Source organism: Microbacterium sp. Y355, assembly GCF_059445345.1.
This window is the reverse complement of the sequence record NZ_JCAIUD010000001.1, coordinates 2,996,873-3,013,195: the sequence shown is the minus strand read 5'-3', so window position 1 is coordinate 3,013,195 and position 16,323 is coordinate 2,996,873. Positions and strand designations below refer to the sequence as shown.

Here is a 16,323-nt window from a genome sequence, read left to right as displayed (position 1 = left end):
CGGCATCCCGGAATCAGGAAGTTGTCTCGAGAACAGGAGGGTTCTGCAGAAACGTCCTGCTCTCGGTCGAAGGTCCTGATTTCAGGACCGGGGATCGGGCGTCAACGCACCGCGCTGGCGGCTTGCACTTCGTTGCGCAGCACGACCGTGCGGGCCGGCTGCTGGTCTCCACGGATGCGTTCGAGCAGCATCCGTGCGGCGGTGACGCCCATGTGGCGCGCGGGCAGGCGCACCACGGTAACCGCCGTCGGCGAGAGTGTCGTAAACGGCAGCGAGCCGATGACGGCAACACCGACCTTCGGCGGGGTGAGACCATGCTCGGTGAGAACCTGGATCGCGCCAACGCCGATGAGGTTGTTGCCGGCGACGACGGCGTCGGGAGGCTCTGGCAGTGCGAGAAGCTCTTCCATGGCCGCACGGCCTCCGTCGACGCGGAAGGTTGCGAAGCGCTCCAATTCCTCGGTGACAGCCGCAGAGCCCGCCGCAGTCATCGCTGACCGCCAACCCTGCGCGCGCTCCGCGGCGGTGTCAATGTGCTCTGGGCCGCCGATGTAGGCGACTCGGCGATATCCCGCCGCGAGCAGTGACTGCGTTGCGGATACTCCGGCGACCTTGTTGGCCATCACAACCTCATCGACGTCGAACCCGGTGCTGCGATCAACGGCGACAACTGGGCGCCCGGTCGCGAGAATCGCGGCAAGATCCGTGTTTTCTGTGGCAGGGGCGATGATGATGCCCGACATGTGTTCCGCGATGGCGATGCTCAGGTAGGTCTTCTCCTTCTCAGCCTGAGAATCGGAGTTGCAGAGCACCACCGAGTAGCCAGCCTCGGACGCCACATCCTCGACCCCACGCGCCATCTCGGTGAAGTACGGATTCTCGATATCCGGGATGATCAGCCCGATGACTTCAGAGCTCTGGAGCCGTAACGAGCGCGCCGTGCGATTCGGCGTGAACTTCAGCTGTTCCGCGGCCTGGCGCACGGCAACAACCTTCTCCGCAGACACATTCGTGCCGTTGAAGACCCGCGATACGGTCGCCGGCGATACGCCGGCGAGCTTCGCAACGTCGTAGATCGTGGTCATCTGCGCTCCCCAGTTCCACCCGATGGATGTCAGGCAACCTTATCCAGCCGAATTGACGTCGCGCTCCTCGGCGACCGTGCGGGCGATGTTCTCCTGCAGTTTTTCCCACACCGCATCCAGTCGTACTCTGGCCGCGTCGTCAAGCGGCGGGAGCGGCCGACGGCAGTCGCCGAGCGGCACGGAGTTCTTGCCGCCGAGGTACTTGGCTGCGCCGAACACGCCCTCCGCCACCATCGCTTCGACCGTGTCGTTGATCCTTGTTTGGACGATGCGTGCGCCGGTGAGATCGTTTGCCGAGAATCGACGACGCATCGCCAGGAACAGCTCGATCTGCACGCCGACCGTGGTTCCGATGGCCCCGCGGGCGCCGATGGAGAGAGCCGGCAGGTAGAACTCATCGAACCCGTTTATGAGGCTCAGATGCGGGTAGCGCTGGATGATCCGCTCCGCTCCGTACAGGTTGCGCGAGGTGTGCTTGACACCGATCACCTGCGGAAGCTCCAGCAGTTCCTCGAAGCCGCCCTCCGAGATGTCCCGACCGGTGAACTGAGGAATGTTGTACAGCACGAATGGCAGATCGACGGCGTCGATGACGGCACGGAAGTGCCGCACGACCTCCGGCGTTGAATAGCCGTAGTACAGCGGCGGAATCATCGAGATCGCCGTGATGCCGGCATCCTTCGCGTCCTCGGCGAGACGGATCGCTTCGCCGGTGGACATCGCCCCGATGTGCGAGACGACAGGCACTCTCCCCGCCGCGACCGTCACTGCCGTACGGGCGATGCTCCTTCGCTCCGCTTCAGACAGCAGCACACCCTCACCGGAGGAACCGCAAACGTACAGTCCCTCCACACCTCGCGCGAGGTCCGCATCGATCATGGCCGCGAGTGCGTCCAGATCGACCGACTCATCGGCGGCCATCGGAGTCACTGCGGCGGAGAACAGACGTTCGCCCAGGAGGTCGCTCACCATGCTGTCCACCCTCCGTCGACGACGACGTTGGATCCGGTCATATAGACGGATGCGTCTGAGGCGAGGAAGAGGAGGGCACCGTTGAACTCATGAGCCTCCGCCATCCGCCCGATCGGCATACGCTCGGTGTAATTGGCCTGGAACGTCGCATCCTGGGTATCGCGGCGCACGCCGGACGGAGTCAACGTGTTGACGCGGATCCCGGCTCTGCCCCAATACGTCGCGCAGTACCGCGTCAGGTTGTACAGGCCCGACTTCGCCGCCGAGTAGGCCACTGGCTTGATGAACGGGATACCGGTGGTCTCCGCCTTGTAAGCGTAGATGTCTTGGATCGGCGAGACCATCCCGTAGATCGACCCGATGTTGATGATGGAGCCCGACACATCGGCGTCGCGCATGTGGCGGCCAGCGACCTGTGTGACCAGGAACGTTCCGACGAGGTTCGTGTCCACAACCTCACGGAAGACCTCGAGCGGGAAATTCTCGAACGGTCCGGAGACTTCGGGCGGTGCACTGGGCTGAGTGTCGAGTCCGGCGTTATTCACGATGACTGTCGGAACGCCCCACTCGCGAACGATGCGTTCGAAGCCCGCTTCGACGCTCGCCTGATCAGTGATGTCCATCTCAATCGCCATGAGGGAGTCGGCGCTCGCATCGGCGATGTCGAGTCTCGTTCCCGGGTCAGCAACCTCGTTGCGCGACGTGACTGCCACTCGTGCGCCACGAGCGTGCAGCGCCCTGACGAACTCCGCGCCGATCTGACCGAACCCGCCGGTGACGACGACGACCTTGTCTCGGACGGAGAACAGCGGATCGAATCCCTCGACCATGGTGGACGCTCCTTCAGACATGATTTCCCTACCCCTTGACGGATCCCGCGGTCAGCCCCGACACAATGCCGCGCTGAGCCCACAGGAAGAAGATGATTGCTGGCAGCGCGAACAGCAGCGCGCACAGCATGACGACGTTCATCGGCGTATAGAACTGGCCGAGGAACGACGACAGTCCCACCGATGCTGGCCAGAGTTCAGACGAGGAGATGAACGTGTTGGCGAACATGAACTCGTTCCAGCCGTCGAAGAACGCGATGACGGCGGCCGCGGCGACACTCGGCATGATCAGCGGCAGGACGATCGTGAACAGGATGCGCAGGCGCGAGCATCCGTCGATACGGGCGGACTCCTCGATCTCGTAAGGAATCTTGTCGATGCCGCTCTTGATAATGAACATGCTCACGGGCATGACGAACGCCGTGTCGGCGAGCACAAGGCCCCAGTGCCCGTTTAGGAGACCGGCGCCGGCGAAGATCGCGTACAGCGGGACGATGATGAGCGCCTCCGGCAGCATCTGCGTGCTGAAGAAGATGAATCCTGCAATGCCTCGGCCACGGAACCGGTACCGGCTGAGCGCGTACGCGGCCAAGGTCGCGAGGACCAGGCTGAGAATGGTCGTTCCCGCAGCGATGACGAACGAGTTTCCCAGCCACCGAAGAATCGGGACATCTGCGAGGAACCCTCCCCATTGGCCGATGTTGCCAAACTCGGGGAAGAGGGGCTGTCCGTCGCGATAGAGCGAGGTCTCGGTGCCGAGCGAGGTTGCCAGCATCCAGTAGATCGGGAACCCGGCGAACACGACGAGGAGCGTGATCAGAACGGCCTTGCCGAGGCTGCCGAATCGCGCGCCGATGCCGCGCTTGCGCGGCAGAGCGGTGGGGATGTGTGTGGTCGTCATCGCTGGCTCTCCTGACGTTCCTGGATTTGCTCGATGATGAAGTAGACCACCGTGACCAGCAGCGACAGCACCAGTCCCAGCGCGCCGATCGCGGCGGCTCGACCGAGATTCTGATCTTGGAAGGCGGTTCGATAGACGTTCACCACGAGAGTGTTGGTCACGTCGAGCGGCCCACCGCCGGTGATGAGGAAGATGACCTCGAAGCGACGGATCGACCAGATCGTCATCAGCAGTGTGATCATTCGAATCGTGGGCATGATGTGGGGCAGCGTCACTGCGCCGAAGGACTGGAACTTCGTCGCCCCGTCCATCCAGGTCGCCTCACGGAGCTCGTGGGGAACGCTCTGCAGTGCACTGAGCATGACCAACATGACCAGCGGCGTGAGCTTCCACACGGTAGCGAGGGTGACGGCGAAGAGCCCGAAGCTGGGGTCCACCAGCCAGCCGTGCTCCCCGAGACCGAGCGCCCCGGTGGTGCGGTTGAGGATGCCCTGCTCGTTGTTGTAGATCCAGACGAAGATCAACGCCGCGGCAACCGTCGGCACAGCCCACGGGATCGTGACGATAGCTCTGACGATCCCTCGACCGCGGAACGCCGTGTTCAGCAGCAGCGCGCCCGCCGTTCCGATGCCGACCGCGAATACGACGCTGAACAGTGTGTACAAAAGTGTCGTGACCACGGAGGACCAGAACTTGTCACTGCTCAGCAGGTATTCGTAATTCTCCAGACCGACCGGTCGTCCCCCAGCTGGGTTGACGAGTTTGGTCGCGGTGAAGGAGAGCATCAGCCCGCGGACGAGCGGGAAGATCGTGAAAACCGCGAGATAGGCGATCGCAGGGAAGAGGAAGAGGTACGCACCGTTGCGCTCGACAAATCGTCCGAGCGCACCGCCTGCGATTTTCTTCTTCCGCGGCGCTGTACCGCGCGGCGAGGAGGCGTGTTTCGCCTCAACCGTGGTGACGGCCATCGTTTCCATGTCCTTTCGGGTCACTTCGGAGGACCGGCGGCGATTGCGCCGATCCTCCGAAGGGGTCAACCGAGTTCGGCTTCGAGGGTTTTCTGAACGTCGGCGAGCTTCGCCTTGACGTCGCCACCGTTGACCCGGAGGTCTTCGATCCCTGTCAGCACCTCGCGCCAGATGACCTTGCTTTCGGTCTCGAAACCCTCGACCATGGTCGACTTCGACGTCTTGGCCGCCTCGAGGAACTGCGTCGCCCAGGGGTTAGCTTCGAGGAACGCGGCGTCGGGTTCGACGTCGGTGGCCATCGCTGATGCGCCGAGGCCCGTACGAATCGCGACCTGTCCCTCGTCGCCGAGTACCCAGCGCACGAAGTCCTTGGCTGCTTCCTTGTTATCGCTGTTCGCGTTCACGGCGATGATCAGCTGCGAGTTCGACCCCGGGTTGGCCATCGGCAGCGGAGCCGCACCCAGGTTCTGGCCGTTGATCGCTCCGTCTGCGCTACTGGTCAGGGTCGTTGCGACACCGGAATTCTCGAAGAGCATGCCGACCTGGCCCTGGCCGAACTTTGCACGGAAGGTCGATGCATCGTCGCCGATTGGGGCGACGCCCGACTCGAACGTCTTCAGGAATGCTTCGACGGCCTCGACGTTTGCAGGGTTGTCGATCGTGAGTTTCTCACCGTCGCTGAGCTCGCCGCCGAATCCGTAAATCCAGTTGGCCATCTCCAGAGTCCAGCCGTCGATCTCGGCCGTCTGGTGTCGGCCGGCGAAGCCGGAGATTCCGAGTTCGTCCTTGATCGTCTGTGCCGTCGTGAGGAACTCATCGAATGTCGTCGGAACCTCAAGACCCAGCTCGGCGAAGATGTCCTTGTTGTAGATGACCGTGCTGTAGGTCGGGCGCTCCCAGTTGAAACCGTACTGCCCGTCCTGGAAGAAGCCGGCCTCATTCGTGTTGTTGAGGGAATCCCCCATCTCTTCGGCGATATCGTCCAGCGGCTCAAGGACGCCAGCATCGACCAGCGACGCGAACTGGCTGTCCTGTAGGACCATGACATCGGGTCCGCCACCGGCGCCGAGCTCAGTGCTGAGCTTGTCCGCGTAGTTTGCGAACGGGATTTCGACCTTGGTGAGCGAGATGTCGTCGTTCGGTCCTGTGTAGCCCTTGACCGCATCCCAGATGATGGGACCCTTGCCGTCTTCGAGGAACTGCCAGTTGGAGAACGTCAGCTCTCCGCCTGCACTTTCCCCTCCGCTGTCGCCGGCCGTCGCTGTGCAGCCAGCGAGTGCCAGAGCTGCGACGGCTGCAATACCGACCGCGCGAAGCGCGCGGCGCGGAAGATGGGAAGCGTCCGCGCTCGATGTATACGAATTGATGGTCTTCACTGCTAACTCCTTCGTCCAGCCAGATCTGCGGCGTTGCACTCAAGATCACGAACGCTACTGTGCGGGTGAAATCGATTTCGCCAAACGTAACGTTGCAGCGGATGATCTGTCAAACCCAATGCTGCTCCCGTAGAGGATTCTGAGTCCTAGCCTCAGATTGAACGTCACGCCGAACGAACGCGCGCTTTGATATCGATTTCTCTTGTCGCCTTTGATCCGCAGCCGCCAGCGGTCTCCGTCGCTCTATCCATAACGCAGAAACCGCCCCTCCCTAAGTGGGGGAAGGACGGTTTCTGCGTTATGGAAGCTAGGCGGCGGCCCACCGACGAACCTCAGCGATACAGCTCGACAACCTGGCGCACATCAGCACGCTCAGCATCCGTCGGCTCCGCGATCGCCATGCGGCAGTGTGTGTCGGTCACACCGAGCACGCGATAGCCCTCCTTCATCCGAGCCATGTCGCCGCCGATCAGCGAAGCAACATCGTCGACTGCGACCTGAGCGGCTGCGATCGCCGAGGCATCCCCCGAGCGGCCGGCATCCGCAAGCGCACGGAACGGCTTCGGCGTCACAGACGAGACACCAGAGACGACACCCTGCGCACCGACCTCGACGGCCGCGATCAGGTCGCGATCAGCGCCGGTGTACAGATCGAAATCAGCAGGAACCACCGCTCGGTACGCGGCGATCTCTTCCAGCGAGAGCTCGCTGATCTTCGCCCCGACGACGTTCGGCAGCGCCGACAGCCGCACCAGCAGCTCCGGCGAGACCGTGTTGCCGCTGCGCGCAGGGTAAATGTAGATGTACAGGCGTCCGTCGCCCACTGCATCCGACACTGCCTGGTAGTAGTCGAAGATCGAATCCTCGCTAGAGCGCAGGTAGTACGGAGTGAGCGCCGCGAACTCTGTCGCGCCGAGCTCGCGTGCGATACCCGTGAGGCGCACAGCTTCGAACGTGCTGGGCTGACCGACATGCACGACCACGCGCATCCGATCTGCGAGCTCAGCAAGCGCCGCCTCGACAAGCGAGCGGAACTCCGCAGCATCCACCGCAGGGAACTCCCCCGTCGTGCCGAGAATGAACGCGCCCTCGTTGCCAGACTCCCCTACGAAACGGAAGATCGCGCGCGACCCTTCCAGATCAAGACTCCCGTCCCGATGGAACGCGGTAGGAACGGCAGTCAAGATGTCGTAACGGGTCACTTCTTGTTCTCCTTGTTCTTCCGGCGCGCACCGCGCCGGGTGGATGGTGTGCGCACCGTCGAGGTGAGCAGGTCGGGGTCGGCGGCAAGCTCCTCGTGCGCCTTCGAGATCTGAGTGAGGCTCTCGGTGTCGAGTACCGAATCAGCGAAGGACGCCCGCTTGTCACGCGGCTTGCGCGCCGAGCGGATCGCCGGCATGACGATCGAGAGCACGGCGAGCACGAGCAGCACGATCGCGATCGGGCTGACGACCTCGAAGAACGGCTTCGTGGGAAGAATCGCGAGAGTGCGGGCGAGGTTCTCCTCGGCCAGCGGACCGAGCAGCAGCCCGAGCACCACGGGCCCCGCGGGCACCTGCATCCGCTTGAGCAGCACGCCGACGACGCCGAAGACGAGCATCGTGACGACCGTCGCGAGGCTGTTTGAGGTGGCGTATGTGCCGATGATGCAGAAGATCAGGATGCCGCTCCACAGGTACGGCTGCGGAACGTCGAGCAGCTTCACCATGCCCTTCATGCGCACGAGGCTCAGCCCGAGCGAGAGCAGCGTGGCAACGAGCATGATGCCGACGATCGAGACGACCAGATCGGGCCGTTCGGTGAACAGTGTGGGGCCCGGGGTGATGCCCCAGATGATCATCGAACCGATCATCACGGCCATCACCGAGTCGCCGGGGATGCCCAACGCCATCGTCGTGGTGAGCGATCCTCCGAGCGTCGCGCTGGATGCCGTGTCGGATGCCGCGACGCCCTCGATCGAGCCCTTACCGAACTCCTCCGGATGCTTCGAAGCCTTGCGCGCGCGATCCCAACCGATGAGTCCGGCGATGTCGCCACCGGCCGCGGGGATGAGCCCGACACCGAGACCGACGGCTCCGGCAACTGCCGTCGCGCGACCACTCTGCTTGAACTCGGCCTTGTTCGGCCACCAGCGACCGAGGCTCGAGATCGGACGAACGTTGTTCTTGCGATACGTGAGCAGTTGGTCGAACAGCTCGGCGATACCGAAGAGCCCGATGATGACCGCGATGAAGTTGAGGCCCTCGACGAGGTCCAGCGATCCGAAGGTGAAACGCTTGTCTGCGGTGGCGGCATATGTGCCGACCGTGCCGAGCATGAGCCCGAAGAGGCCGGCGAGGATGCCCTTGAGCATCGACTTCGACGAGATGCCGATCATGATCGCGATGCCGAAGACCACGAGCGCGAATAGCTCGGGAGATTTGAAGTAGTCGCGGGCGAAGCTCGCGATCGGCACTGCAGCAACCGCGAACAACACGAGTGAGGCGAGGATGCCGACGGCAGAAACGATCGCCGACATCGTCAGCGCGAGTCCTGCCCTGCCCTGTTTGGCCATCGGGTAGCCATCGAGAGTCGTTGCGATGGATGCCGGGGTGCCTGGCGTGTTGATCAGGATCGACGGCACCCGGTCACCGAAGTTTGCGGCGACATAGATGGTGAGCAGCACGGCAAGACCCTGCACGGGTTCGAGCGTCATGGTGAAGCCGGCGGCGAGCGCGACAGCCATGGTGGCGGTAATGCCCGGGAAAGCACCAACCATGAAGCCGAGCAAGAGCCCCACGAGCATGTAGAGCAGGATCGAGATATCAAGGAGCGCGTCGAGCCCCTCCAGGAACGGAGTCATAGCGGAATCCTCAGGAGCATCCCGAATACGACGTAGATGAACGCCGTGACGGATGCCGTGTAGATGATGAGACTCAGCCAGCGCCGGTGCCCGTAGACGAGCATCAGAGCGGCCATGAGCAGGGCTGCGGCAATCGGGAAGACTTCGATGCGGTAACCGAACAGGATGACCGAGCCGAGTGACCACAGGGCGATGAAGGCACCCGAGATCACGAGAGTTGCGCTCACCCGGGCGACCCCACCGGGCTGAATGCGCTCAGTGTCCTCACGTCCCGGTGCCGGCCGCGCGATCGCGAACACCAAAATAGTGATGGCCACGACGACGCCCGTCACTCCGAGCAGCATGGGCCAGAAGCGGGCATCGATCTGTCCTGCCGCAACCTCGCGGCGCAGATGGATCTGCGTCGACAGCGCCAGGTATCCCGCGGTAAACGCGAGTGCGACGATGGCGAACGCTATTTCGAGCGCGCGCGAGGGCGTCGCGCTTTGGTAATCGTCGCTCTCGGCGACTTCTGCAGACGACATGTGCTTCCTTCGACGAGGACGGATGACGGAGGCCGAGGTGTCCCGGCCTCCGTCATTGATGTCAGCCCAGCAGGTCCTGGAACAGGGTGAACTGCTCGCCGACGAACTCGGTGAACTCGGCCGAGTCACGGTAGACGACGAGGTTTCCGGCGTCTTCCTGGAACTGCGTGTAGGTGTCGGACTCTACGGCTTCCTTGATGGCGGCCTCGAGCGTGGCGTGCACGTCGTCCGGGAGACCGGCGGGAGCGTAGATTCCGCCCCAGCCACCAAAGATGAGCTCGGCGCCGATAGCTTCTTCTGCGGTCTCGACGTCGGGAGCATCCGGGTGGCGTTCGTCGTTCAGCACGGCGAGGATGCGCACGGCGCCACCCTGCGACAGTGCTTCACCGAGTCCGGAGACGGCTGCATCAGCTTCACCGGATGCCGCTGCTGCGACGGCTGGTGCGCCACCGTCGTACGGGACGGGAGTGACCTGACCACCGGTCTCGGTGCCGAAGGCGACACTGGCGGCTTCCCAGATGGAGCCAGCGCCGGAGTTGGCGATCGTGATGGGCGCGGCCTTCGCCTTGGTGACGAGGTCTTCCAGGGTCTGCACATCGCTAGCGGCGGAGACCGTGATGACGCCCGGCGCCAGCATGATTTGGCCGAGCAGGTCGAAGTTCTCCGGCAGAACGTTCGCGTCCTGCGTGGTGTTGAGCATGGCGATCTCGACCGGACCGAAGCCGATGACGTAGCCATCAGGGTCTTGCTCTGCGACGTACTCCATCGCGAGCGCACCAGCAGCTCCCGGCATGTTCTCCGGAATCACGCTGACATCGAGGATGCCCTCGAGCTGGGTGGCCAGTGCGCGGGAAGACAGGTCAGAGCCGCCCCCGGGGTTGGCCTGGATGATCAGGCGGATGTCCTTCTCGGGGAAGGACGATGCGGCTTCGCCACCCTCATCGACCTTCGTGCATCCGGACATAACCAGTGCTGCTGTGGTGAAGACCGCGGCGGCTGCCAGCACGCGGTTCATGCGCTTGATGGGCATCTTTGCTCCTCTTTGAGTGCGAGTTGTCGTTGAGTGCAGTAGGGACTGACGGGCCGAGCGTAGCAGTGTTCACTGTTGACAGTCAACAGTGAACGAACGCGTTCGGGCGTGCAGAAGCGAGTTCGCGGATGCCACGACTCAGCGATTCTGGAGATCAGCGGCCGCAGCGGCCGCAGCCTGGCCAAGCAGCGCGACATCGTTTGCCGCGATGACGAAGTCGACGCCACGCTCACGCCAGTAGCGCGCCGCCTCGGCGCCGCTGCAGTCGAGCCCCACTGCAGTTCCGGCAGCATGACTGCGCTCGATGATGCGCTCGATCATCGAGTGCATGTGCGGAGACTCCGCGTATGTCTGGCGGCCGAGCCCGGCGCTGAGCGAGAGATCATTCTGCCCGATGTACACGGCATCGACATCCGGCACTGCCGCGATCGCGTCGATGTCGGCATACGCCGCCGCCGTCTCAATCATGACGATGCAGGCTGCCGTGCGGTCGCCTTCTTCGTGATCGGGGAAGCGCTCGTGCACTCCCTGCCACAGCGGACCCCAACTGCGCGTTCCGCGCGGCGCGTAGTGACACGCGGAGGCCGCTGCTTCTGCTTCGGCAGCGCTGTTCACCATCGGCACGATCACTCCATCGGCACCGAGGTCGAGTGATCGCATGATCAGGTCGGGGGTATTCCAGGGGACGCGCACGATCGCCTGCGCTCCGCCCTGCCGCACGGCCTCAACCAAGGCATCCGCAGAACTCATCGTCGAGTAGCTGTGCTGGAGGTCGATCGTGATGAAGTCGAAGCCCGCGCGCGCCATCACCTGCGTCGTTACGGCGTCATCGAGGAACACCCAGGCTCCACTCATCGCGTGCCGCGCGCTAAGTCGTTCTCGAAACGCGGCGGCGTCGACGTGGGGGCTGATGGTTTCAGGCGCGGTGGTGGCAAGCACAGTCACGTCGCCGACTTCCGCGCGGCGGAGGTACGCCACGCCTCAAGCATCCGCTCACGCGAACCGTCGAGGTGGTCTTCCAATTCCGCCAGCACAGCCGCGCTGTCACCACCCTCGATGAGGTCGACCAACAGCGCGTGACGCGCGGTCGTGACGTGCAGATCATCGTCGACGAGCACGGTGACCCGAAGCAACGCCATGGTGATCGGCTCGTACTGTCGCCACACCGCGGCAAGTCGGCGATGCCCGGAAAGGTCGCACAGCATGCTGTGGAAGATCACATCTACACGGGCGAACTCATCTGAATCTGCGGCATCCGCCGCTCTGCCCATGGCCTCGACGACCGCACGCAGCGCTCCGAGATCGGGAGTTTTGTCCAGCGCCATGGTTATCGACATCGCCAGCGACTCGAGCGCACCACGCAGAGAATAGAGTTCGCGAATATCACGCGCATCGAGGCTCTGGACGAGGTAACCCTGGCCCTGCTTGGCAATCAGGCCCTCGGCCTCGAGGATGCGGAACCCATCACGCACCGGGCCGCGGCTGACGTTGAGGGAATCGGCGAATTCCGTCTCTACCAGGCGCTCACCCGCCTCGAGATCGCCCCTGACGATCGCATCGCGAATATGGTTCGCAACCTGGGTTCCGAGCGCTTCACGCACGACCGTCACCGGTTGAAGTCTGGTGGCCACGCTGCTCTCCGCCCGTCACAAAACTGTCTACAGTTAACAGTCGTGCGATCAGGTTACCGCAACATGGGCCGCAAGCGCGATGATCGGATGCAGAGCGACCCTGCAAGTCAGTCTTCGTTGCCGAAACCCCGCGGCTGCCACAGCACCACATCGGTCGAGCGACGGATACGGCGACCGCTAAAAACAGGAATCACTCCGCTCGCACCGGCCGCGAAAACGCGCACGCCGGGGCGGTTAACTCGCTCAGAGCGCAGGGCGCTCTCAAGATCAAGGACTCGACGGCGCAACAGCTGCACTTCGTCCTCGAGATCGAGCAACCGCGCGATCGCGGGAAGACTCATGCCCTCGGCACCGAGCCTGGCGACCTCACGCAACTGCTGGATATTCCGCGCCGAGTAGCGGCGTGAGCCGCCGCGCGTGCGGCCGGGCACTACCAGCCCGATGCGGTCATACTGGCGCAGCGTCTGCGGGTGCATGCCCGCGAGTTCGGCCGCGACGGCGATCGCAAAGACCAGGGCATCTTCATCCGTGGTCATTGCGATCACCTCCGCAGCTCGAACTCGTCATCATCAGGCCTGCGCCTTCGCCATCAACTCGGCGCGCGGGTTCTCCTTCGATTCCAGCTCGTGGAACTTCTCGAGCGCCTCGCGTGCGGCGTCATCCAGATGCGTGGGAACCGCGACCTGCAGCTCGGCGAGTAGATCGCCGGTGCCCTTCGCCGTCTTGACGCCACGCCCCTTGACGCGCAGAACGCGACCGGACGGCGTGCCTGGTGCAACGCGGAGCTTGACCACGTCGCCACCGAGAGTGGGCACTTCGATGGTCGCGCCGAGCGCCGCCTCGGTGAAGGTAACAGGCACCGTCAGCCGCAGGTGCAGACCGTCACGCGTGAACACCGGGTGCGGACGTACCTTGATCGCTACGACGATGTCGCCATTTTCTCCGCCATCCGGCGAAGGGCGACCACGACCGCGCAGACGAATCTTCTGCCCATCAGCAACGCCAGCAGGGATCTTCACTTTGAAAGGCTTTCCATCCTCGCCCTGCAACGTGATCGTCTCGCCCTGCACAGCAGTGGCGAAGTCGAGCGTAGTGCGCGCCGTAATGTCGATGCCCTTCTGCGGACCACCCTGACCACGGAATCCGCCAGTCGTCTGCCCGAAGCGACCGGAACCGAAGCCGCCCTGCTGCCCCTGATTGAACATCGCGAAGATGTCCTCAAAGTCGGCATTGCTCTGGCCCCGGCCCTGACCGTATCGACTGAACACGTCTTCGAAGCCGCCCGCACCAGCACCGCCCGCAGTGAAACGTGCACCAGAGCCCATGGCCCTGATCTCGTCGTATTCCTTGCGCTGCTCCGCGTCAGAGAGCACCGAGTACGCCTCGCTGATCTCCTTGAACTTCGCTTCGGCCTTCGCATCCCCCGCATTGGAATCCGGGTGATACTTGCGCGCCAGCTTTCGGTACGTCTTCTTCAGATCCGCGTCAGCGACATCTTTGGAGACGCCGAGCGTCTTGTAGAAGTCCTTGTCGAACCAATCTTGGCTGGCCATCGATCACCTACTCTGCAGGAACAGCGACGACGACCTTCGCCGGGCGCAGCTCAACGTCACCGAGGCGGTATCCCACCTCGACGACCTCGAGGATCGTCGAACCCTCGGCGCCTGGAGTCGGCTGCTGGAAGATCGCCTCGTGATGCTGAGGGTCGAATACCTCACCCTTCTCGCCATACGCGACAACGCCCAGTCGCTCCACGACCGTGCGCACCTTCTCGCCGATGGCGAAGAAAGGCGTGCCCTCGTCGAGGTCACCGTGCTGCGTGGCGCGGTCGAGGTCGTCAAGCACCGGGAGCAGCCCCTTGGCCACCTCGCCCTTGGAACGCGCGATCTCTACGTGCCGCTGCTCTTCGGTGCGCCGACGGTAGTTGGCGTACTCGGCCTGCAGCCGCTTGAGGTCGTTGAGTAAAGCGGACTCCGCGTCAGCGAGCGCCGCGTCACCGGCTTTTGCCGCCTCGTCGCTCTGCGTAGCGTTCAAGATGTCTTCAATCGTGAAGTCATCGTCAGATCCCTCCGCAGAGGCAGCCTCTGCGGAGTTGGGGTTCTCCTGCGACGCAGGGCCGGATGCCACAGCATCCGACCCCTCGTCCTCAGGAAGAACCTCGCCGTTTTCGTCGAAGTTCTTGTCCGTCATGGTTACTTCTTCTCATCCTCGTCGTCGACAACCTCAGCGTCGATGACATCTTCTTCATCAGAAGCGTCACCTGCGGGGGCTTCACCCTCGGCGGAGCCACTTGCCGCAGCATCTGCCTGCGACTGAGCGTAGATCGCTTCGCCGAGCTTGCTCTGCGACTCGTTCAACTTGTCAAACGCCACCTTGACGGCGTCGTCATCCTCGCCAGCCAGAGCCGTCTTCAGAGCGTCGACGTCAGCCTGGACCGTCTCCTTGACGTCCGCAGGCAGCTTGTCTTCGTTCTCCTTGATGAGCTTCTCGATCGAGTACGAAAGCGTCTCGGCCTGGTTGCGCTGCTCGAGAGCCTCGGCGCGCTGCTTGTCCTCGGCCGCGTTCTCCTCGGCTTCGCGAACCATGCGCTCGATGTCATCCTTCGACAGCGACGAGCCGCCGGTGATGGTCATCGACTGCTCCTTACCGGTGCCCTTGTCCTTTGCAGACACGTGCACGATGCCGTTGGCGTCGATGTCGAATGTGACCTCGACCTGCGGGACGCCTCGGGGAGCCGGGGCGATGCCGGTCAACTCGAACGTTCCGAGCGGCTTATTGTCGCGAGTGAACTCGCGCTCGCCCTGGAAGACCTGGATCGCGACGGACGGCTGGTTGTCGTCTGCCGTGGTGAAGGTCTCGCTGCGCTTGGTTGGGATCGCGGTGTTGCGGTCGATGAGCTTGGTCATCCGGCCGCCCTTGGTCTCGATTCCGAGGCTCAGTGGAGTGACGTCGATAAGCAGCACATCCTTGCGCTCGCCACGCAGGACTCCAGCCTGCAGAGCGGCGCCGACGGCGACGACCTCATCCGGGTTTACGCCCTTGTTGGCGTCCTTACCGGTCTCGCGCTTGACGAGCTCAGCAACGGCAGGCATACGCGTCGATCCACCGACGAGCACGATGTGGTCGATATCGGCGACCTTGACGTTCGCCTCGCGGATGACATCCTCGAACGGCTTCTTGGTGCGGTCGAGCAGGTCCTTGGTGAGGTCCTCGAACTTCGCGCGGGTGATGGTCTCCGAGAGCGAGACGGGGCCAGACTCAGTCAGCGACAGGTACGGCAGGTTGATGCTCGTGCTGGTCGAGGAGGAGAGTTCCTTCTTCGCCTGCTCGGCGGCTTCCTTCAGACGCTGCAGCGCGATCTTGTCGCCAGAGACGTCCACACCGGTGGTTTCCTTGAACTGCTTGATGAGGTGATCGACGAGGCGCTGGTCCCAGTCGTCACCACCGAGGCGGTTGTCACCAGAGGTGGAGCGCACCTGAATGGTGGAGAAGTCGTCGTCCTTGCCCACTTCGAGCAGTGAGACGTCGAACGTTCCGCCACCGAGGTCGAAGACCAGGATGAGCTCATCTTCCTTACCCTTGTCGAGGCCGTATGCGAGGGCGGCAGCGGTGGGCTCGTTGATGATGCGCAGGACGTTGAGGCCCGCAATCTCGCCGGCCTCCTTGGTGGCCTGGCGCTCGGCGTCGTTGAAGTACGCAGGCACGGTGATGACGGCATCCGACACGGTGTCACCGAGGTACGACTCAGCATCACGCTTGAGCTTCATGAGGATGCGCGCGGAGATCTCCTGCGGCGTCCACTTCTTACCATCGACGTCGAAGGTCCAGTCGGTACCCATGTGACGCTTGACGGATGCGACGGTGCGGTCAACGTTCGTGACAGCCTGACGCTTGGCGGTCTCGCCGACGAGGATTTCGCCGTCCTTCGTGTATGCGACGACCGAAGGGGTCGTGCGGAAGCCCTCGGCATTGGCGATAACCTTCGGCTCACCACCCTCAAGGACGCTGACGACGGAGTTCGTCGTACCAAGGTCGATTCCAACAGCACGTGCCATGCGATTCTCCTTTTGATTGAAGTCTGTGAGTGAAGTTCTCTGGCGAGTCAGTAAACCTGAGCCGCGATGACTCAACTGTACCCGGGCGACCGAAAGCTGTCAATTTAAA

Annotated in this window: 16 protein-coding genes; all 16 read right to left on the bottom strand. The window is 63.2% G+C overall.

The window, feature by feature from the left end:
- Positions 1 to 101 precede the first annotated feature (101 nt).
- On the bottom strand, positions 102 to 1,085 hold the full coding sequence (locus tag AC1C2O_RS14545; protein ID WP_495431153.1) for a LacI family DNA-binding transcriptional regulator: 984 nt from the start codon (positions 1,083 to 1,085) through the stop codon (positions 102 to 104).
- A gap of 39 nt (positions 1,086 to 1,124) precedes the next feature.
- On the bottom strand, positions 1,125 to 2,057 hold the full coding sequence (locus AC1C2O_RS14540) for a dihydrodipicolinate synthase family protein (protein WP_495431152.1): 933 nt from the start codon (positions 2,055 to 2,057) through the stop codon (positions 1,125 to 1,127).
- Entirely contained in the window at positions 2,051 to 2,887 is an 837-nt protein-coding gene (locus tag AC1C2O_RS14535; RefSeq protein ID WP_495431151.1) for an SDR family oxidoreductase, read from the bottom strand. The genes AC1C2O_RS14540 and AC1C2O_RS14535 overlap by 7 nt, the downstream gene beginning before the upstream one ends.
- Before the next feature lie 28 nt (positions 2,888 to 2,915).
- Complete coding sequence (locus tag AC1C2O_RS14530; protein WP_495431150.1) at positions 2,916 to 3,788, bottom strand: carbohydrate ABC transporter permease; 873 nt, start codon at positions 3,786 to 3,788, stop codon at positions 2,916 to 2,918.
- Positions 3,785 to 4,756: a carbohydrate ABC transporter permease gene (locus AC1C2O_RS14525; RefSeq protein WP_495431149.1), complete on the bottom strand. Its 972-nt coding sequence runs from the start codon at positions 4,754 to 4,756 to the stop codon at positions 3,785 to 3,787. Before AC1C2O_RS14525 ends, AC1C2O_RS14530 begins: the two co-directional genes overlap by 4 nt.
- Positions 4,757 to 4,821: 65 nt before the next feature.
- A complete protein-coding gene (locus AC1C2O_RS14520) occupies positions 4,822 to 6,132 on the bottom strand; it encodes an ABC transporter substrate-binding protein (protein WP_495431148.1) in 1,311 nt (436 codons plus the stop codon).
- 332 nt (positions 6,133 to 6,464) lie between these two features.
- Positions 6,465 to 7,334: a dihydrodipicolinate synthase family protein gene (locus AC1C2O_RS14515; protein ID WP_495431147.1), complete on the bottom strand. Its 870-nt coding sequence runs from the start codon at positions 7,332 to 7,334 to the stop codon at positions 6,465 to 6,467.
- Positions 7,331 to 8,974, bottom strand: coding sequence for a tripartite tricarboxylate transporter permease (locus tag AC1C2O_RS14510; RefSeq protein WP_495431146.1), 1,644 nt, complete (start codon positions 8,972 to 8,974; stop codon positions 7,331 to 7,333). Before AC1C2O_RS14510 ends, AC1C2O_RS14515 begins: the two co-directional genes overlap by 4 nt.
- A complete protein-coding gene (locus AC1C2O_RS14505; protein WP_495431145.1) occupies positions 8,971 to 9,498 on the bottom strand; it encodes a tripartite tricarboxylate transporter TctB family protein in 528 nt (175 codons plus the stop codon). The genes AC1C2O_RS14510 and AC1C2O_RS14505 overlap by 4 nt, the downstream gene beginning before the upstream one ends.
- Positions 9,499 to 9,559: 61 nt before the next feature.
- Positions 9,560 to 10,528 (bottom strand): tripartite tricarboxylate transporter substrate binding protein, encoded by a 969-nt coding sequence (locus AC1C2O_RS14500; protein ID WP_495431144.1) that lies wholly within the window; start codon positions 10,526 to 10,528, stop codon positions 9,560 to 9,562.
- 138 nt (positions 10,529 to 10,666) lie between these two features.
- Complete coding sequence (locus AC1C2O_RS14495) at positions 10,667 to 11,506, bottom strand: HpcH/HpaI aldolase family protein (protein ID WP_495431143.1); 840 nt, start codon at positions 11,504 to 11,506, stop codon at positions 10,667 to 10,669.
- Positions 11,470 to 12,159: a GntR family transcriptional regulator gene (locus AC1C2O_RS14490; RefSeq protein WP_495431142.1), complete on the bottom strand. Its 690-nt coding sequence runs from the start codon at positions 12,157 to 12,159 to the stop codon at positions 11,470 to 11,472. The genes AC1C2O_RS14495 and AC1C2O_RS14490 overlap by 37 nt, the downstream gene beginning before the upstream one ends.
- A 107-nt stretch (positions 12,160 to 12,266) precedes the next feature.
- Positions 12,267 to 12,695 (bottom strand): heat shock protein transcriptional repressor HspR, encoded by a 429-nt coding sequence (locus AC1C2O_RS14485; RefSeq protein WP_495431141.1) that lies wholly within the window; start codon positions 12,693 to 12,695, stop codon positions 12,267 to 12,269.
- A 33-nt stretch (positions 12,696 to 12,728) separates the two neighbouring features.
- Positions 12,729 to 13,712, bottom strand: coding sequence for a DnaJ C-terminal domain-containing protein (locus AC1C2O_RS14480; protein WP_495431140.1), 984 nt, complete (start codon positions 13,710 to 13,712; stop codon positions 12,729 to 12,731).
- Between the two features lie 7 nt (positions 13,713 to 13,719).
- Positions 13,720 to 14,349: a nucleotide exchange factor GrpE gene (locus AC1C2O_RS14475; protein WP_495431139.1), complete on the bottom strand. Its 630-nt coding sequence runs from the start codon at positions 14,347 to 14,349 to the stop codon at positions 13,720 to 13,722.
- 2 nt (positions 14,350 to 14,351) lie between these two features.
- Positions 14,352 to 16,214 (bottom strand): molecular chaperone DnaK, encoded by a 1,863-nt coding sequence (gene dnaK, locus AC1C2O_RS14470; RefSeq protein WP_495431138.1) that lies wholly within the window; start codon positions 16,212 to 16,214, stop codon positions 14,352 to 14,354.
- Between the last annotated feature and the right edge of the window lie 109 nt (positions 16,215 to 16,323).

Bases quoted from the DNA above. Each gene is read 5' to 3' on its own strand.
- AC1C2O_RS14510 (WP_495431146.1), bottom strand. From the start codon at position 8,974: ATGACTCCGTTCCTGGAGGGGCTCGACGCGCTCCTTGATATCTCGATC.
- AC1C2O_RS14505 (WP_495431145.1), bottom strand. From the start codon at position 9,498: ATGTCGTCTGCAGAAGTCGCCGAGAGCGACGATTACCAAAGCGCGACG.
- AC1C2O_RS14475 (WP_495431139.1), bottom strand. From the start codon at position 14,349: ATGACGGACAAGAACTTCGACGAAAACGGCGAGGTTCTTCCTGAGGAC.
- AC1C2O_RS14500 (WP_495431144.1), bottom strand. From the start codon at position 10,528: ATGCCCATCAAGCGCATGAACCGCGTGCTGGCAGCCGCCGCGGTCTTC.
- AC1C2O_RS14485 (WP_495431141.1), bottom strand. From the start codon at position 12,695: ATGACCACGGATGAAGATGCCCTGGTCTTTGCGATCGCCGTCGCGGCC.
- AC1C2O_RS14540 (WP_495431152.1), bottom strand. From the start codon at position 2,057: ATGGTGAGCGACCTCCTGGGCGAACGTCTGTTCTCCGCCGCAGTGACT.
- AC1C2O_RS14525 (WP_495431149.1), bottom strand. From the start codon at position 4,756: ATGGCCGTCACCACGGTTGAGGCGAAACACGCCTCCTCGCCGCGCGGT.
- AC1C2O_RS14545 (WP_495431153.1), bottom strand. From the start codon at position 1,085: ATGACCACGATCTACGACGTTGCGAAGCTCGCCGGCGTATCGCCGGCG.
- dnaK (WP_495431138.1), bottom strand. From the start codon at position 16,214: ATGGCACGTGCTGTTGGAATCGACCTTGGTACGACGAACTCCGTCGTC.
- AC1C2O_RS14480 (WP_495431140.1), bottom strand. From the start codon at position 13,712: ATGGCCAGCCAAGATTGGTTCGACAAGGACTTCTACAAGACGCTCGGC.
- AC1C2O_RS14535 (WP_495431151.1), bottom strand. From the start codon at position 2,887: ATGGTCGAGGGATTCGATCCGCTGTTCTCCGTCCGAGACAAGGTCGTC.
- AC1C2O_RS14530 (WP_495431150.1), bottom strand. From the start codon at position 3,788: ATGACGACCACACACATCCCCACCGCTCTGCCGCGCAAGCGCGGCATC.